Origin of the sequence: Nocardiopsis metallicus, from assembly GCF_014201115.1 — a bacterium.
GTDB classification, from domain to species: domain Bacteria; phylum Actinomycetota; class Actinomycetes; order Streptosporangiales; family Streptosporangiaceae; genus Nocardiopsis; species Nocardiopsis metallicus.
In genome coordinates this window covers 3,522,979-3,539,000 of sequence record NZ_JACHDO010000001.1, presented here as the reverse complement: position 1 = coordinate 3,539,000, position 16,022 = coordinate 3,522,979, and the positions used below count along the sequence as shown (strand labels likewise).

At 71.8% G+C, this 16,022-nt stretch carries 14 protein-coding genes and 1 pseudogene; 8 read left to right on the top strand and 7 right to left on the bottom strand.

Annotation, left to right across the window (positions count from 1 at the left end; translation table 11 throughout):
* Window positions 1–116 precede the first annotated feature (116 nt).
* Complete coding sequence (locus tag HNR07_RS15425) at window positions 117–1,373, bottom strand: PucR family transcriptional regulator (RefSeq protein ID WP_184365598.1); 1,257 nt, start codon at window positions 1,371–1,373, stop codon at window positions 117–119.
* 656 nt (window positions 1,374–2,029) lie between these two features.
* Between HNR07_RS15425 and HNR07_RS15420 the strand changes: the two genes are divergently transcribed.
* From HNR07_RS15420 to HNR07_RS15400, 5 genes are all read left to right on the top strand, one after another.
* The gene (locus HNR07_RS15420) at window positions 2,030–2,524 is read left to right on the top strand and encodes a lumazine-binding domain protein (RefSeq protein ID WP_184365597.1); all 495 of its coding nucleotides are present in this window, start codon (window positions 2,030–2,032) and stop codon (window positions 2,522–2,524) included.
* Window positions 2,525–2,782: 258 nt separating this feature from the next.
* Window positions 2,783–3,106, top strand: a complete 324-nt coding sequence (locus tag HNR07_RS15415) for a putative quinol monooxygenase (protein WP_184365596.1) — start codon at window positions 2,783–2,785, stop codon at window positions 3,104–3,106.
* 75 nt (window positions 3,107–3,181) lie between these two features.
* On the top strand, window positions 3,182–4,231 hold the full coding sequence (locus HNR07_RS15410) for an aldo/keto reductase (protein WP_184365595.1): 1,050 nt from the start codon (window positions 3,182–3,184) through the stop codon (window positions 4,229–4,231).
* 91 nt (window positions 4,232–4,322) lie between these two features.
* Window positions 4,323–4,808 (top strand): winged helix-turn-helix transcriptional regulator, encoded by a 486-nt coding sequence (locus tag HNR07_RS15405; protein WP_184365594.1) that lies wholly within the window; start codon window positions 4,323–4,325, stop codon window positions 4,806–4,808.
* Between the two features lie 60 nt (window positions 4,809–4,868).
* Window positions 4,869–5,600, top strand: a complete 732-nt coding sequence (locus HNR07_RS15400) for a class I SAM-dependent methyltransferase (RefSeq protein ID WP_184365593.1) — start codon at window positions 4,869–4,871, stop codon at window positions 5,598–5,600.
* A gap of 97 nt (window positions 5,601–5,697) precedes the next feature.
* On the opposite strand, the gene HNR07_RS34400 is transcribed toward HNR07_RS15400, so the two are convergent.
* Window positions 5,698–6,003 carry a hypothetical protein gene (locus HNR07_RS34400; RefSeq protein WP_221320138.1) on the bottom strand — a complete coding sequence of 102 codons (306 nt, stop codon included), beginning with the start codon at window positions 6,001–6,003 and terminating at the stop codon, window positions 5,698–5,700.
* A 74-nt stretch (window positions 6,004–6,077) separates the two neighbouring features.
* Complete coding sequence (locus HNR07_RS15390; protein WP_184365592.1) at window positions 6,078–7,292, bottom strand: acyl-CoA dehydrogenase family protein; 1,215 nt, start codon at window positions 7,290–7,292, stop codon at window positions 6,078–6,080.
* A gap of 505 nt (window positions 7,293–7,797) precedes the next feature.
* Here HNR07_RS15390 and HNR07_RS15385 point away from each other — a divergent pair.
* Together HNR07_RS15385 and HNR07_RS15380 are read left to right on the top strand one after the other, a co-directional pair.
* Window positions 7,798–9,612: an AMP-dependent synthetase/ligase gene (locus tag HNR07_RS15385; RefSeq protein WP_184365591.1), complete on the top strand. Its 1,815-nt coding sequence runs from the start codon at window positions 7,798–7,800 to the stop codon at window positions 9,610–9,612.
* A gap of 197 nt (window positions 9,613–9,809) precedes the next feature.
* Window positions 9,810–10,616 (top strand): winged helix-turn-helix domain-containing protein, encoded by an 807-nt coding sequence (locus HNR07_RS15380; protein ID WP_184365590.1) that lies wholly within the window; start codon window positions 9,810–9,812, stop codon window positions 10,614–10,616.
* Between the two features lie 475 nt (window positions 10,617–11,091).
* Here the strand turns inward: HNR07_RS15380 and HNR07_RS15375 are convergent, their stop codons facing one another.
* A complete protein-coding gene (locus HNR07_RS15375) occupies window positions 11,092–11,982 on the bottom strand; it encodes a LysR family transcriptional regulator ArgP (protein WP_184365589.1) in 891 nt (296 codons plus the stop codon).
* A 94-nt stretch (window positions 11,983–12,076) separates the two neighbouring features.
* Here HNR07_RS15375 and HNR07_RS15370 point away from each other — a divergent pair, with 94 nt between their 5' ends.
* Complete coding sequence (locus HNR07_RS15370) at window positions 12,077–12,835, top strand: LysE/ArgO family amino acid transporter (RefSeq protein ID WP_312893812.1); 759 nt, start codon at window positions 12,077–12,079, stop codon at window positions 12,833–12,835.
* Window positions 12,836–12,898: 63 nt separating this feature from the next.
* Here HNR07_RS15370 and HNR07_RS36110 read toward each other — a convergent pair.
* From HNR07_RS36110 to HNR07_RS15360, 3 genes and pseudogenes are all read right to left on the bottom strand, one after another.
* Window positions 12,899–13,192, bottom strand: a pseudogene (locus HNR07_RS36110) (cyclase family protein); the annotation flags it as partial.
* A gap of 94 nt (window positions 13,193–13,286) precedes the next feature.
* Entirely contained in the window at window positions 13,287–14,207 is a 921-nt protein-coding gene (locus HNR07_RS15365; RefSeq protein ID WP_184365588.1) for an aminoglycoside phosphotransferase/kinase family protein, read from the bottom strand.
* Window positions 14,208–14,327: 120 nt separating this feature from the next.
* Window positions 14,328–15,959, bottom strand: a complete 1,632-nt coding sequence (locus HNR07_RS15360) for a glycoside hydrolase family 43 protein (protein WP_184365587.1) — start codon at window positions 15,957–15,959, stop codon at window positions 14,328–14,330.
* Window positions 15,960–16,022 lie beyond the last annotated feature (63 nt).

The following is a 16,022-nucleotide window of genomic DNA, read 5'->3' as shown; positions in this document are numbered from 1 at the left end:
CAGACGATCGGGACCGGTCCGAGTCGGCCGGGACCGCCCGGAGCTGACCGCGCCCCTCTCGGGATGTTCCCCGCGCACCACCGCGCGGGGAACATCCCGACCGTTCGGTATGTTCCTCACTCCGGGCCGAACGGCCCCAGCAGCCTGCGCGCCCGCAGTACCAGTTCCAACTCGAACCGGGCCCCCGGCTCCCGCAGCCTGGCCCCGAAGAGCTCCTCCAGCTGCCGCATCCGGTACCGCACGGTCTGCGGATGGATGCGCAGTCGCTCGGCCGCCTCGTTGGCGTTGAACCCCGACTCCAGCCACGCCAACAGGGTGTCGGCCATCCGCTCCCGCTGCGGTGCCCGCATCCCCGCCAACGGGGCCAGCCGGACCCGGGCCAGTTCGGCCACCAGCGCCGTGTCCCGTGAGAGCAGCAGCTCCGGCAGGTGGTCGCTCCACCTCAGTACCCCGGGCCCCGCCACCACCCCGTCGCGCACCAGCTCCGCCAGTTCCCGCGCCCGCGACAGCGAAGCCGGAGCCTCCGCCAGCGGGACCGTCGGGCCCAGTACCGCGCCGCACCCCCGCAGCGACCGCTCCAACGACCTCAGCCGCCCCGGCCCCTCGGGGTCGGGCACCAGCGCGCACGGCTCCACCCTGTCCAGGTCCACCAGAACGTCCGGGGGAAGCACCGGAGCCGATGCCCCCGCGCCTTCCTGGTGGACCGTAACCCCCGCCCCCTCCTGGCGGGGCGACTCCTGGTAGAGCAACGCCACCGCCACCCGCTCGGGCACGCGCCATCGGGCCGCGCGCGCCAGTGTCGACAGAGCCCGCGCCTCCGGCTCCGTCCCGGACTCGGCCAGCAGCACCTCCAGCAGCCGGGCCCGTCTGCGCCGCAGCGCCTCCACCCCCGCCCCGCGCACCTGGACGTGGCCCTCGGCGGCCGCGGTGGAGATCTCCTCCTGGAACGCGAAGATCGCCTCGCCGAGCGCGGCCATCTGGTCCCGGTCGATCGAGTCCGCCCGGGCCAGCCGCCGCCAGGCCACCGCCGCGGACGTGCGCATACCCGTGTGCAGGCACTCCAGGGTGCGCCCCTGCCTGGCCTCGCTCTGCCCGAAGGCGTGGAAGGTTCGGGCGACGGAGTCCGCGCGCTCGGCCCCGGGGCCCGCCTCGAGCCGGTCCAGGAAGGCGTGCACCGCGGTGCCGATCGCGGCCCGGACCGAGTCCACGTGCGCCGCTTCCAAGGGCTGGCTGTGTGCCTCGGCCCGGCGCGCGATGCCGTCCACGGCCTCCTCGACCAGGTGCGGGACCAGCGGGCGGAGCCTGGCGCCGAGCCCTGGGGGCAGGTCCGTGACGAGGGTGCCCGGGGCGCCCTCCCGTGGTCGGTACGACATGTCACCTCCGGCGCGGACGCACGGCGGAACCCCTCCGGCACGCGTCGGCGTGCAGAGCCTCCTCGGGCACGCTCGCGCGTGCGCCGAGTCGACGGCCCGCCCGCGCGTGCACGGTTCCGGTTACGGCACGCCCGCGCGTGCCTTGTGCGCCAGGGGATGCCGTGATGTCGGTCACCCCCACCCATATCACCAGAGGCCGTCCCCACGGGCAAGCCCCGCCCCCCTCACGGGAGGACCGGGGCCCGCTTCTGGAGAGCGCTCTCCCGACACCGCTCCCACACCGCCGTCCCCGCCAGGGGCACGATGGCCGCACCGGGCAGCGGCCGCGGGGTGTTCGAGGTCGCGCGGGTGATGGTGTGGGCGATCGTCGTCGGCAGCGGTTGGGGGGACGCCCGCCGGAGTAGTGCCCGCGGTGGCTGAGCACGGGCGAAAAGTGCGCACCACGGGGTGGGCAGCCCCGGCCGAGGCTGGGAAGAACCGAATCCGCAGCCGTGTCTTGCCTGTTCACCAGGGGGTGGGAAGGAAAAGTGCGGGTACGCGTAGTCATCAAACGGGTGAATGCGGTAACAATGGTGCGTCACGGATGGCTTCGACGGTGCCGACACCACCGGTCTCCTCCGTCGGCCGACCCCACCCGCTCCCGGAAGGCAACCCCCATGCGACGTACCCTCCTGTGTGCAGCCCTGCCCCTGTTCCTCGCCCTCGCCGCCTGCGGAGGCGACGACGAGACCCCCGACGAGAACTCCGTCGAGGAGGTGGACGGGGAAGCCGCGGCCGGACCCGATGAGGACGAGGCCGCCGCGGCGGCCCAGGCCGTGGCCGAGGGATTCCTCGCCTCCTTCGCGGCCGGAGACGGTGAGGCGGGCTGCGCCTTCGTCGACGAGAGTGCCCAGGCCGCGATCATCGCCCAGGGAGGGGGCGCCGAGGACTGCGCGGAGGCCTTCCCCGAGTACGTCGCCAACGTGCCCGGCGCCGACGCCATCGAGATCGGTGAGGTCACCGTCAGCACCGACCTGGACGGCGACGCCCTCATCGCCAACGTCGAACTGGTCCACGCCGAGGAGAGCCCCGGCGCCCTGGAGGTCCGGCAGGGTAACGACGGCGAGTGGCGCGCCACCCGCCTGCCCGGCACCACCCTCGGCGGCGCCTGAGCGCTGCCCCGGGGCGCCGCCCGCCGCTCCGATCAGTGGGGGAGCGGTTGAGGGGGACCTCGGAGAACGGTTCGGGAGGTAGGAGACGGGCCGCGGAATACTGGTCCGGTGCGGCATCGGCCACGGCGCCCCGTGAGGCGACGAACACCCGCGCGCACGGTCTGGTGGGGTCCAGCCCGTCTCCGCTCTGCAAGAGTGGGGAACCGTGGGGCACGGCACTACCGCGTGCCCCGTGGCACAACACTGAGGAGATGCGGGATGATCCTGATCGTCGTCAAGTTCCGGACCAGGCCGGAGGCTACGGACAGCTTCCTCGACGCGGTCGCCGACTTCACCGCGGCCACCCGCGCCGAGCCCGGCAACCTGTGGTTCGAGTGGTCCCGCAGCGTCGAGCGCGACGACGAGTTCGTGCTCGTCGAGGCGTTCAAGGACGGCGCGGCCGAGGCCCACGTCAACAGCGACCACTTCAAGGCCGGGCTGGCCGCCATGAAGCCGCTGCTGCAGGAGACCCCGCTGATCGTCAGCCGCGAGGTCGAGGGCGAGGGCTGGGACCGCATGGGCGAACTCACGATCGACGGGTAACGTCGGCGCGACCGGTGACGGCGGTCCGGTTTCGACCGGCTGAACGGGTTGGACAGGCTGAAGGGGAGCGGACGTTTGGGCACGTACGTGGCGAGCGGGGACCGGTACGACTCGCTGGAGTTCCGGACCTGCGGCAGGAGCGGCCTGAGGCTGCCGCGGCTGTCGCTGGGACTGTGGCAGAACTTCGGTGGTGATCGGAGCCTGGAAGGGCAGCGCCGGATCCTGCGCCGCGCCTTCGACCTCGGCGTCTTCCACTTCGACCTGGCCAACAACTACGGCCCGCCGCCGGGCCGGGCCGAGGAGAACTTCGGCCGGATCCTGGCCGAGGACTTCGGTCCTTACCGGGAAGAGCTGGTGATCACCACCAAGGCCGGATACGTCATGGGGTCCGGGCCGCACCTGCGGGGCGGTTCGCGCAAGTACCTGCTGTCCTCGCTGGACCAGTCCCTCAAGCGCATGGGCCTGGACTACGTCGACGTCTTCTACAGCCACCGGCCCGACCCGGACACCCCGCTGGAGGAGACCATGCTGGCCCTGCACCACGCGGTGGTGTCCGGGCGGGCCATGTACGCGGGGATCTCTTCCTACGCTCCGTCGCTGACCCGCCGGGCGACGGCGATCATGCGCGACCTCGGCACGCCCCTGATCGTCCACCAGTCCTCGTACTCGATGCTCAACCGCTGGGTGGAGGACGGGCTGCTGGAGGCGGCCGCCGACGAAGGCATGGGTATGGTCGCCTTCTCGCCCCTGGCGCAGGGGCTGCTGACCTCCCGTTATCTGGACGGAAGCGTGCCCGCGGACTCCCGCGCCGGGATCGGGCGGCCCAGCTGGCGGGAGAACATGCTCACCGAGGAGGTACTGGGCCGGGCCCGGGCGCTCAATCAGATCGCCGTCGAGCGCGGTCAGACCCTGGCGCAGATGGCGGTCTCCTGGGTTCTGCGGGACCAGGGGCCGCGCACCGTCACCACGGCTCTGGTCGGCGCCTCGAGCGTGGAGCAGCTGGAGCAGAACCTCGGGGCGGTGGAGAACACGGACTTCTCCGAGGAGGAACTGCGCGACATCGACCGGTGGGCGGTCGACTCCGACGTCAATATCTGGTGGGCCGCCACCGCCTCCAAGGAATGATTGGCCCGCTGGTCCGGGAACGGTCGCAGAGCGCTCACACGGACAACGCGGTCTTCCGCCCGGGTCCGGGAGGAGCGGGTATTTTGGCGGTATGCCGATCAAACTCGATCCCGTGCTCGCCGATCTGCGTTCCTGGCAGCCCCGGGCATGTTCGATCTCGAAGGCGCTGGAGATCGTGGGGCAGCGTTCGTCGCTGCTGATCATGCGCGAGGCCTTCTTCGGCACGCGCCGCTTCGACCTTTTCGTGGAGCGGGTCGGTGTCACCGAGGCGGTGGCCGCCGCCCGGCTCAGACAGCTCACCGAGGCCGGGCTGCTGCGCCGCGAGCCCTACAAGGAGCCGGGCAGCCGTACTCGGCACGAGTACGTCCTCACCGACATGGGCGCCGACCTCATGCCCGCGGTCCTCGCGCTCAAGGACTGGGGCGACACCCACCTCCAGGAGGGCGGGGGCCCGCTGGCCCTGGTCGAGGACGGCACCGGAGCGCCGGTGCGGGTGGGATATCTGACCGAGGACGGGCGCGAGGTCTCCCCGGACGACCTGCGCATGGCGGTCCGGCGCCGCAGCGCCAGGGGCTGATCGCGGCGGGCCGCCGAAAACGGGGTGCGGTCGGGGGAGAACGCGGCGATACTGCCCCGTATGTACTCGGATGACGATCTCGCCGCGCTCTACGACGCCCTCAACACCTGGGCGCCCTGTGACGACTTCTACCTCTCCCACGTCATGGCCGCCGACGCCGTGCTGGACGTGGGGTGCGGGACCGGGATGATCCTGCGCCGGGCCCGGGAACAGGGGCACAGCGGCAGACTCAGCGGGATCGACCCGGACTCGCCCTCGCTGCGGCGGGCGCGCTCACGCCAGGACGTGGAGTGGGTGGAGGGCCAAGCGGTCGACATCGCCCGGCGGCGTGAGTGGCAGGGCGGGTTCGACCTCGCGTTCATGGCCAGTAACGCCTTCCAGGTCTTCGTCACCGGCGTCGAGCTGCGGGACTCCCTCGCCGCGATCCGCACGGCGCTCAGACCCGGCGGGCGGTTCGTGTTCGGCACCCGCAACCCGCGGACGCGGGCCTGGGAGAGCTGGACACCGGAGAACGCCGCCGAGGTGGTGGACCACAACGGCAGGGAGCTGCGGGTGGAGCACCGGATCGAGTCGGTGGCGGACGGAGTGGTCACGATGACCGAGACCACCGCCACCCGCGACGGCCGACCGCTGCGGGTGGACCGGGGCGTGCTGCGGTTCACCTCGGCCGAGGAGATCGACCGGTTCCTGGCCGCGGCCGGGTTCGAGACCATCGAACGCTACGGGGACTGGCAACGGGGGCCGTACACCGACGCGAGCGGCGAGATCATCACCGTCGCCCGCGCCGTCTGAAGCGGCCCGAGCCGCCTGGGCGTCCCTAGCCGCCTGGGCGTCCCGGGTCGCCGGAGCGGCCTGCGCGCCGTGGGTGGCGCGGCCGGTGGCTGGTCGACTACCGGTCGTTCGCGCGTGGCGGGCCCTGCTCCTCCTCCCCTGCCTGGGGGCTCTCCGCCGCTGCTCCCGGAGAGCGCTCCTCGGGGGCGTCGGCAGGCTCCTCGCCGGATTCCCGGACGGGGCCGTCCTCGCCCCAGCCGGTCGGGTAGCGCTTGCCGTCGGGGACCTCGTCCCAGTACTCGGGTGAGCGGACGGCTCGTTCCGCCTGGCGCTGGACGATCCTGAAGACGCCCAGCACCAGGAAGACGATCGCGACGGGCACGGCCACGGCGATCAGGGCGCCGAGTGCGGGCCATTCGAACACCGGCCTCACCTCCTCGCCCCTGAGCCTCCCCGCTCACCCGGGGGCTCACCCCTGCGGGGGAGTGCCTGTCGGGGTCAGCGGACCGGCAGGCCGGTGACGGTGCGGCCGATGATGAGCTTCTGGATCTCGCTGGCGCCCTCGAAGATCGTGTAGATGGTGGCGTCGCGGTGCCAGCGCTCCACGGGGTACTCGCGGGTGTAGCCGTTGCCGCCCAGGATGCGCAGGGCGTTCTGGGTGACGAAGGTGGCGGTCTCGGAGGCGTAGAGCTTGCTCATGGAGCCTTCGGCGTTGTCGAAGTCCTTGCCGTTGCGGGCCATCCAGGCGGCGCGCCAGACCAGCAGGCGGGCGGCGTCGATCCTGGTCGCCATCTCCGCCAGCAGGAACGCGACCCCTTGGTTGTCGCCGATCGGCTTGCCGAACTGCTCGCGCTGGACCGAGTAGTCGCGGGCGTACTCGTAGGCGGCGCGGGCACAGCCCACGGCCATGGCGCCCACGGTCGGCCGAGTGGCCTCGAAGGTCTTCATCGCGGCCTGGCCCTTGGAGCGCTTGCCCTCGCGGGCGCGGGCCAGGCGCTCGTCGAACTTGTCCTTGCCGCCCAGGAGGCAGGAGCCCGGGACGCGCACGTCGTCCAGGACGACCTCGGCGGTGTGCGAGGCGCGGATGCCGTGCTTGAGGAACTTCTGGCCCTGGGACAGGCCGGGGGTGTTCGGCGGGATGATGAAGGACGCCTGGCCCCGCGAGCCCAGCTCGGGGTCGACCGAGGCGATCACCACGTGCACGTTCGCGATACCGCCGTTGGTGGCCCAGGTCTTGACGCCGTTGATGACCCACTCGTCCTTGGCCTGGTCGTAGACGGCGCGGGTCTTGATGGCGGAGACGTCGGAACCGGCGCCCGGCTCGGAGGCGCAGAAGGCGGCGAGCTTGACGTCGTCGGCGGTGCCGAACATCTGCGGAGCCCACTCGCCGATCTGCTCGGGGGTGCCGGTCTTGCTCAGGGAGGCGGCGGCCAGGCCGGTGCCCATGATGGACAGGCCGATGCCGGAGTCGCCCCAGAACAGTTCCTCGATCGCCACCGCCATGCCCAGGCCGCTCTCCTCGAAAGCCTGGGTGGCGAAGAAGTCCAGGGAGTACAGGCCGATCTTGGCGGCCTCCTGGATGATCGGCCAGGGGGTCTCCTCCCGCTCGTCCCACTCGGCGCCCGCGGGGCGGATGACGTCCTTGGCGAACCCGTGGGTCCAGTCCCGGACGTCGCTGATCTCTTCGGGGAGCTGGAGGGAGAAGTCGGGCATGGGGATGGCTCCTTGGGTAGTGCGGGGGCACGGGTGGTGCGCTGGGGGCGGGCGGGGTGCCGGTTGCGGGGTCGAGGGAACGGCCTGGGTGTTACCGGCGGTTACCCACGGGTATTACCCATGAGTAGCATCTGGGTTTGCGAATTGTCCAGGCGTCGGCGGTTCCCTGGACGGCGGTCGCGGTGCGGGTCGGGCGGCGGGTGTGCGGGGCGGAGGCCGGCTTCTGGTGTTTGTCCCCGGAATCCACCCGCGGAAAGCGCGCGTTCGGCGGGGCGGGGGCGTCGGTGGGGTGGCAGGCCCCGCCGGTGGCGAGATCCCGGGTGTCGGCCGCGGTGCCCTGGTGCGCCCGGAGGGTGCTCCACCGCTTTCCCGAAAGTCTTCCCGGCGCACCCCGCTCGCTGCCCCCGGGGAGGGAAAATCGGGAGCCCTTTGTCGGAAAAGCCCGAATGCTAGGCTCCCTTGTGTCCTAGGTCACACCTTCGAGGAAGCTGTCCCAGGAGTACACATGACCTCCGTTCCCGGCACCGCGGACGATCCCACGAACCGCACCCTTCCCGAGTTGTTCCTGCGCAACGCGCGGGAGTACCCCGATCTGCCCGCCCTGTCCTGGCGCGAACCGGGCACCACCGACTGGACCACCCTCACCTGGTCCCAGGCCCACGACACCGTCGCCGTGCTCACCGAGGGCTACGCCGCGCTCGGCGTCCGCCCCGGCGACCACGCCCTGCTCATGATGGGCAACCGGCCCGAGCACTGGCTCTGCGACATGGCCCTGGTCCACGCCGGAGCCGTCCCCACCACCGTCTACTCCACCGCCGCCCCCGAACAGGTCAGCTACATCTGCCGGCACAGCCGCGCACGCCTGGCCGTGGTGGAGAACGCCGACCTGGCGGCCCACTGGGAGAAGCTCCTCCACGACCCCCGGACCCCACTCGAAGTCCTCGTGGTCGTGGACCATCCCGACCCCGGACGCGGCCACACCCCGTACACGGGTCTGGCCGACACCGTGCCCGCCGGTGCCTTCGAGCGCTGGCACGACCTCACCCCCGACCGCCTCGTCACCGTCGTCTACACCTCGGGCACCACCGGCGACCCCAAGGGCGCGGCCATCACCCATCGCCAGGTCCTGGCCCAGGCCACCGCCCTCGACGCCGCCGTGGACCTGCCCGACCACCCCAGCCACGTCTGCTACCTCCCGCTGGCCCACATCGCCGAACGCCTGCTCACCCTCTACCTGCCGCTGTTGCGCGCCTCGCACGTGTGGATGTGCGCCGACCCCGCCGCCCTGGCCGGGGTCCTGCCCCAGGTCAGGCCCCCGCACTTCGTCGGGGTGCCGCGCGTGTGGGAGAAACTCGCCACGGCCGTGCGCGCCCGCCTCGCGGCCCTGCCCGAGGAGATCGCCACCGTCATCGACTCCGCCCGAGAGGTCGCCGCCGAGTACAACGGGCACCTCGAACGCGGTGAGGAGGTCCCCGCCGAACTCCAGGAGCGCTACCGGGGCGTCCGGGAGTCCGTGCTCACCCCGTTGCTGGCCCGGTTGGGCCTGGACCGGGTGGTCCTGCCCTCCAGCGCCTCCGCACCCATGCCCGTGGACGTGCTGCGCTTCTGGTCCTCCCTGGGCATCAACGTCATGGACGTGTGGGGGCTCACCGAGTCCGTGGGCGTGGCCACCCTCAACAACCCCGCCGCGGGCGGCCACCGCCTGGGCTCGGTGGGCCGCCCCATCGACGGGGTCCAGATACGGGTCGCCGAGGACGGCGAGGTGCACCTGCGCGGCCCCTCGATGTTCCGGGGCTACCTCCAGGCGGACGGCTCCGTGGCGGCGGCCGTGGACGAGGACGGCTGGTTCCCCACCGGTGACGTGGGCCGGGTCGACGACGACGGCTTCCTGTGGATCACCGACCGCAAGAAGGAGATCATCGTGACCTCGGGCGGCAAGAACGTCTCGCCCGCGCTGGTGGAGAACACCCTCAAGGAACACCCTCTGGTCGGCCAGGCCCTCGCGCACGGCGACAACCGGCCCTTCCTGGTGGCGCTACTGGTCCTGGATCCCGAGATGACGACGCTGTGGGCCCGCGAACGGGGTATCGGCGCCGGGGCCGCCGAGCTGTCCACCCACCCCGAGGTGCTCGCGGAGGTCGAGCGCGCGGTGGCGGCGGCCAACGCCCGGCTCAGCCGACCCGAACAGGTCAAACGCCACCGGGTCCTGTCCGGTGAGTGGGGCCCGGTCACCGGGGAGCTGACCCCCTCGCTCAAACTCCGCCGCCGCGTGGTCGTGGACCGCTACACCAAGGACCTGGAAGCGCTCTACCAGGACTGAGCTCCCCCACCGGGGCGGCCCGCCACCACCGCTGATCGAACCGGGGGCGCCGCCCGAACCGCGGCGCCCTCCCGGGGCAGGCGATCATCGCCGTGGCCGCGGCGCGACCGCGACTTCGTCTTCCAGCAGGGCCACAGGAAGTATCCTGCGGGAGCAGGCCCCTCCCCGCGGGCATCCCCTCACCCCCTGGAGACGGCATGAGCGTGCACCCCCTCCTGATCGACGAGGCCGACGAGGTCGTCACGGTCCAGCAGGACTACGAGAGCGACACACCCATGGACACCCACCACCTGGCCCCGGGCCAGACACGGACCTTCGGCCGGGGCGGCCGCAACCGGGACGTGGACATGCGGCTGGCCGCTGGAGACCGTGCCGTACACCGGCACGCCGGGGACATCATCTCCCACGGGGACCACTGGCGGATCAGCAACCTCAGCCCGAACAAGTCCTACATCGTGGAGAACACCGAGCGGCTGGCCGGGTTCGTCCAGGTCCCCCCGAACACCCACGGCATGCTGGTGCCCTTCGAAACCTCCCGGGTGCGCATCCCCGGGGCCGAGGGCGAGCACAGCTTCCTGGTGATGGCCCCGGCGGCGTGCAGCGCCATCCTCGTCCCCGGCCCCGGCGGCGACCTGCAGGACACCGACGACTGGGAGGACAGCACCGGCGAACGCACCGAGGCCAACAGCTTCCGTATGGACCGCTGGCACACCTACTACCGGGTCCTGGTCGCCTACTGCGAACCCCGGCTGCGCGGCCTCACTCCGCCGGTCCCCACCCAGCGCCAGGTCGCCGAACGCCTCAACATCGGCCCGGCCGCAGTCAACGCCCACGTCGACTACCTGCTCAAGGACAAGTTCAAGGTCGAGCTGGAGGGCGGCGGCCACGGACAGGGGTGGCGCGCACAGGCGCTCATCGAGAAGGCGCTCTACTTCGGGGTGGTCACCGAACGCGACCTCGTGATCCTCGACCAGGAGAACGACACCCCGAAAGGTCTCGGATAGCGCTCTCGTGCCGGGTCCCGCAGCATGGTCATACGCGCCCCCTGCGAACCCGGGCGCGAGCCCGCCGGGAGCGGTCAGGGAGGGGACAGGGCACAGGACGTGACCCCTCAGGCCTGTGGGGCCACGTCATCGAACCCGACACCGTGCTCACACGCGCACACGAGCTCCGTGCCCCGGCGGTGTCGTGCCAACGACGGCACGGCGAAGGTGCGGAGCCGGTTCAGCCGGAACCGCGACCCCGGCCGAACCGGCCCCGCACCGTACTTCACGACGATCCTGCCGCGCCGCCGGAACACCCGGCGGAGCGGCTGCCTGTCCGATGCCGCCCGCCGCCTACACCTGCCGGCCCGCCTTGGCACGACGCGACACCGGCCCACCCGCCACGAACAGGGCCGCCACCGAAAGGAACGGGTGCCCCGGGGCTCCGGACAGCCGACCGCGCACCAGCGGCACCCGTTGGTGGGGCGGTGCCGCTCTACAGCGGGTGCAGGCGGGCGCGGGCTCCGGCGCGGACGCGTTCGGTGACCTCGTCCAACAGCGGTGACCTCAGGTTCCAGCGCTGCCAGTACAGCCGGACCTCCACCGGGTGCCCGGGGGACAGCGCGACCAGGCGGCCCGCCTCCAGTTCCTGGGCGCACTGGTGCTCGGGGACCAGTCCCCAGCCGAAACCCAGCAGTACGGTGCGGGCGAAGTCCTCCGAGGCCGGGATGTAGTGCCGCGGCCCCCGGGAGGGGCTTCCGGCCAGGTCGCGCAGGAATCGGTCCTGGAGGTCGTCCTTGCGGTCGAAGTTCACCACCGGCGCGTCCAAGAGGAGTTCGGGGTCGCCGGTGCCGTAGCGCTCGGCGAAGGCCGGACTGCACACCGCGCGGTAGCGCATGCTCCCCAGCCCTTCCACGGAGCAGCCCTGGACGGCCTCCGGGGTGGAGGTCACCGCCGCCATCACCGCCCCCGAGCGCAGCAGGCTCGTGGTGTGCTCCTCGTCGTCGCGGTGGATCTCGAAGGCGGCCTCCAGTTCCGGTGGGAGATCGCAGAGCGCTTCCAGAAACCAGGTGGACAGGCTGTCGGCGTTCACGGCCAGAGGTACCCGGGCCCAACCGCCCGTGCGCCCCGTGACCTGGAGCGCGGAGAGTACCTCCCGGTCCAGCAGGAGCACCTGCCGGGCGTAGCGCAGCACCGCGTCGCCGGCCTCGGTGGGCACGACCGGGTTGGTGCGCTGGACCAGTACCTTGCCGGCGGTCTGTTCCATGGCCCGCACCCGCTGCGACACCGCCGAGGCGGTCACGTGCAGGTGGCGGGCGGCCGCCTCGAAGGTGCCCTCGTCGATCAAGGCCGTCAGGGTGCGCAGGTGGTCGAACTGGAAGGGCATCCGCAAGCTCCTGACGTGTGTCAATAAGCAACTCTTAGGGGTTCTGAAAAAGTTTAGCTTTACTGTAGTTCGCAGTTGGGGGAGGCTTCCCCTCGTGAACGAAACTCTTCTCCCCGCGCTGATGGGTCTGGGTACCGGCCTGGCGCTCATCGTGGCCATCGGCGCGCAGAACGCTTACCTGCTCCGGCTCGGTATCGACGGCAGGCCGACCACGGTCCTCGCGGTGGTGCTGGTCTGCGCCGTGTCGGACGCGCTGCTCATCACCGCCGGTGTCGTGGGCATCGGCGGCCTGCTCGAAGCCCTGCCCACGGCGATGGTGGCCGTCCGTCTGCTCGGCGCGGGCTTCCTCGTGGTCTACGGGCTGTTCGCCGCCTACCGAGCTCTGCGCCCGGGGCGGGCGGAGGTCCTGGTGCCCGCGGAGAGCTCTTCCGAGGCCGACGCGGGGGACACCCGCACGGCAGTCACCCCTGCGACTCATCCGGCCCCCGACCCGGACGCGGGCTCCGCCGCCCTGGCAACCGCTGTCAGCGCGGGCCCCTCCGCCTCCTCGCGCAAGCACACCGGCCTCCGAGCGGCGGTCCTCACCGCCTGTGCCCTCACCTGGCTCAACCCGCACGTCTACCTGGACACCGTGCTCTTCCTCGGGTCGGTCGCCAACCAGCAGGTCGGTGAAGCCCGTTGGTGGTGGGCGGGCGGCGCCGTGGCCGGGAGTTTCCTGTGGTTCTTCGCCCTGGGGTTCGGTGCACGCCTGCTCCGCCCGGTCTTCGCCCGGCCCGGGGCCTGGCGGGTGCTGGACGGGGTCATCGCGGTCATCATGCTCACCCTGGGCATCCGTCTCGCCCTCGGCGCGTGAACCCCGCAGGGTGCTCTCCCCGCCTCCGAGAGCGGCCTCCCGCGCGCCCCGCCCGGTCACCCAGTGCACGGGCGCGTCCAGGTGGGTGCCGACGTGCTCACCGGGGTGGATGTTGTTGTGCCGTCGGCAGGGCCCGGGCTCGTCGTAGGCGCTGACCTGTTCGAGCCCGAAACCGATGAGGTCGGCGAAGGGTTCGGGGAGTTCGGGTGCGGGTGTGTTCGCGCTCAGCCCGCTGGTGAGACCGACGATCTCGACGTCACCCCTGGCGAGGCCGCCGAGGAGTTGGACGAGGGCCGGGGAGTGCGTGCAGTCTCCGGGGGGCGCGGGTGTTTCGGCCAGGATGGGCGGCACCCTCATCGCCCCCGCCGACAACGGACAGAGCGGGAGAACCGAAGCCAACCGCGTACAAGCCACCCACCTGGAAGTCCGCTCTCCGGTCGCGCCGCGGGCCTTAGGCGTTCGCTCGCTGGAGGCGCCGCTCCGCCTGGGCGCGGAGGGTGCCGGTGGACAGCGGGGCGGTGCCGTGCAGCGCCTCCCATCTGGCGTTGTGCGCCGCTGGCCACAGGCTGGCCGCCCAGGCGACCTCAAGCTCCTCGGCGGTGAACTCCCGGCCCCGAAGGTCCTGGTAGGCGGTCAGGAAGGCTTCGGAACTCTCGACCGGCGCCAGAACGGGTGGCCCGGTAGTGGCGAACGTTCCGGCGGCCGCGCCGACCAGCGCGGCCTCCGGTTGCCAGGCCAGGCTGTCCCAGTCGTGCACCGCCCACACCCGTGCACCGTGCCAGCGCAGGTTCTGGGCCTCGAAGTCCGCGTGGCCGAGCACGCATGGCAGGTCAGCGGACCGGAGCTTCTCACGGGCCCGGGCGGCCGTGTCCACCACGTGCGCGGGCACGGCGCTCTGGTCCTCGGCGTCGAGGAAAGCCAGGGTCGGCCACAACTCGCGGCCCTCATGGTCCCAGCGCACCCAGCGGGGGTTGGGTAGCGGCGGCGGGACGCTCAGCCCGTCCAGGCCCGTCATGATCCGGGCGAACACCTCCGCGTAGAGCTCGGCACTCTCGGGGGAGTCCCCGTGCAGCATGTCGCCGCCGGGGCGGTGCTCTTCGGCGTGCACGGCCAGGGCGCCGACCCGGACCACCGGTATGAGCGGCCGGGGACACGGAAAACCGCGTTCGGCCAGTCGCGCCTGCGCCGCCACGCACGAGTCGGCCCGCCCGTCGTCCGGGCGGGCCTTGACCACGGCCTCGCCGCCGCCGGCCAGTCGGAGGCCGAACACCGTCGAAATCCGCTGCGTCCGGAGTAGCTGTGCCACGGGTGCCGCACCCAGGTGCTCCAGGCACCACCGCGGCAGCCAGTCCGGTAGCTCGTCCAACGCCATGGTGGAGACTATGCCAGGTGTGGTCGCAGCAGACGACCCTCGTCAGCCCCTGCCGACCCCCACCAACAAGACTACTAAGGATCTACGTAGTAAAGGCCTGGGCCTTCTGAATCCTCTTTCTCAGTCGTCGGAGCCCTGGTAGGTGGCGAAATCGAAGTCCGCATGAGAGCCCGTGCCGGTCAGGTCGTGGACCCACAACCCCAGGAAGGCGCCGGTGAAACCCCACAGGGTCGCGGTCTGGCCGTCGGCCGCGCGTTCCTCCGCGTAGTCGTCGGACAGGATGCTCGCGTCCAGCACCCCGCCTACGGGGGTCCACTCCCGGCCGTCCGGGGACAGGGCGAACCTCAGCTCCGCCCCGTCGATCTCCGCGCGCAGGTGGAATCGCTCCCAGCCCCGCACGTCCACCCGGTCGCCCACCTCGCGCACCCGACCGCGGTCGGAGCTGAGCACACCGGCGAACACCCCGTCCCGCTCGTCGAACCCGATCCGCAGGTAGTGCCACTGCCGCATGTTGTAGTACGCGGTCAGGCCCGCCATCCGCTGGAAGGTGTCGGTGGAGAACTCCATCACCGTCTCCAGCGAGCACCGTTCGTGCTGGACCCGGCGGGCCACCAGGCTCGGCTTGCGGGTCCCGGAGGGGGACTGCCCTCCCTGGACGCGCAGGTGGCCGGGGCGTTCGGTCAACGAGACCCACTCCTCGTCCGCGTGCCGTCGCAGCGTGCTCCACTCCGGGCGCAGCTGCGGGGAGTCGAAGTCGTCGCGGTCGGGAACCTCCGGCCAGGGGTGCGGTTCCAGGTCGGGGCCGTCGACCCGCACCCGCGGGACCGCGCCCTCGACCCGGGGCCAGCCGTCCACCCACTCCACCCGTTGCAGGGCCGTCTCACGCCCGCGCACGCAACGACCGCGTTCGGTGAGCGGGCGCGAGGTCAGGTGGGCCAGGAACCACTCGCCGCCGGGGGTGCTGACCAGGCTCCCGTGCCCGGCCTTCTGCAGGGGCAGGGACGGGTGCTCGCGCGAGGACAGCGTGGGACCGGCCGGGTCCGTCTCGTAGGGGCCGGTGATCTCCCTGGACCGGGCCACCGTCACCTGGTGGTCCCACTGGGTCCCGCCCTCGGCCGTCATCAGGTAGTACCAGCCGTTCTCGCGGTACAGGTGCGGAGCCTCGGTGACCCGCACCGAAGTGCCCTCGAAGATCACCTTCGGCTCGCCCAGGAGGCGCATCGACTCGGTGTCCAGCTCCTGGAGCACGATCCCCGCGAAGTCGTGGCGCCCCGGCCGCCAGTCCATCAGGCTGCTGAGCACCCAGCTCCGGCCGTCCTCGTCGTGGAACAGGGAGGGGTCGAACCCCTTGGCGTGGATCGGCGCCGGGTCGCTCCAGGGGCCGTCGATCGAGGGTGCGCTGGTCACGTAGTTGGGCGTGTCCCAGAAACCCTCGGCGTAGTTCTCCACGTCGGTGAAGATCAGATAGAAGGTCCCGCCCTCGTGGGACAGGCAGGGCGCCCACACGCCCGCGCCGTCGCGGTGTCCGGTCAGGTCCAGCAGCCGGTCCTCGGACAGGACCCCGCCGAGCGGGCGCCAGTGCACCAGATCGCGGGAGTGGTGGAGCAGCACTCCCGGGCTCCACTCGAAGGTCGAGGTCGCCAGGTAGTAGTCCTCGCCGACCCGCAGGATCGACGGGTCGGGGTGGAAGCCGGGCAGGACCGGATTGGTGATGGTTCCGGTACGGCTGCCGGTGGCGGGAGCGGTCGTCATCACGGCCTTTCTAAGGTGTGGCGTGGAAGGGCCCGGGGCCCGGCACGGGAGTCGGGAGGGGAA

Excerpts from the sequence above, each read along its gene's own strand:
- HNR07_RS15425 (WP_184365598.1), bottom strand. The coding sequence starts at position 1,373 with ATGTCGTACCGACCACGGGAGGGCGCCCCGGGCACCCTCGTCACGGAC.
- HNR07_RS15420 (WP_184365597.1), top strand. The coding sequence starts at position 2,030 with ATGCGACGTACCCTCCTGTGTGCAGCCCTGCCCCTGTTCCTCGCCCTC.
- HNR07_RS15415 (WP_184365596.1), top strand. The coding sequence starts at position 2,783 with ATGATCCTGATCGTCGTCAAGTTCCGGACCAGGCCGGAGGCTACGGAC.
- HNR07_RS15405 (WP_184365594.1), top strand. The coding sequence starts at position 4,323 with ATGCCGATCAAACTCGATCCCGTGCTCGCCGATCTGCGTTCCTGGCAG.
- HNR07_RS15400 (WP_184365593.1), top strand. The coding sequence starts at position 4,869 with ATGTACTCGGATGACGATCTCGCCGCGCTCTACGACGCCCTCAACACC.
- HNR07_RS15390 (WP_184365592.1), bottom strand. The coding sequence starts at position 7,292 with ATGCCCGACTTCTCCCTCCAGCTCCCCGAAGAGATCAGCGACGTCCGG.
- HNR07_RS15385 (WP_184365591.1), top strand. The coding sequence starts at position 7,798 with ATGACCTCCGTTCCCGGCACCGCGGACGATCCCACGAACCGCACCCTT.
- HNR07_RS15380 (WP_184365590.1), top strand. The coding sequence starts at position 9,810 with ATGAGCGTGCACCCCCTCCTGATCGACGAGGCCGACGAGGTCGTCACG.
- HNR07_RS15375 (WP_184365589.1), bottom strand. The coding sequence starts at position 11,982 with ATGCCCTTCCAGTTCGACCACCTGCGCACCCTGACGGCCTTGATCGAC.
- HNR07_RS15365 (WP_184365588.1), bottom strand. The coding sequence starts at position 14,207 with ATGGCGTTGGACGAGCTACCGGACTGGCTGCCGCGGTGGTGCCTGGAG.
- HNR07_RS15360 (WP_184365587.1), bottom strand. The coding sequence starts at position 15,959 with ATGACGACCGCTCCCGCCACCGGCAGCCGTACCGGAACCATCACCAAT.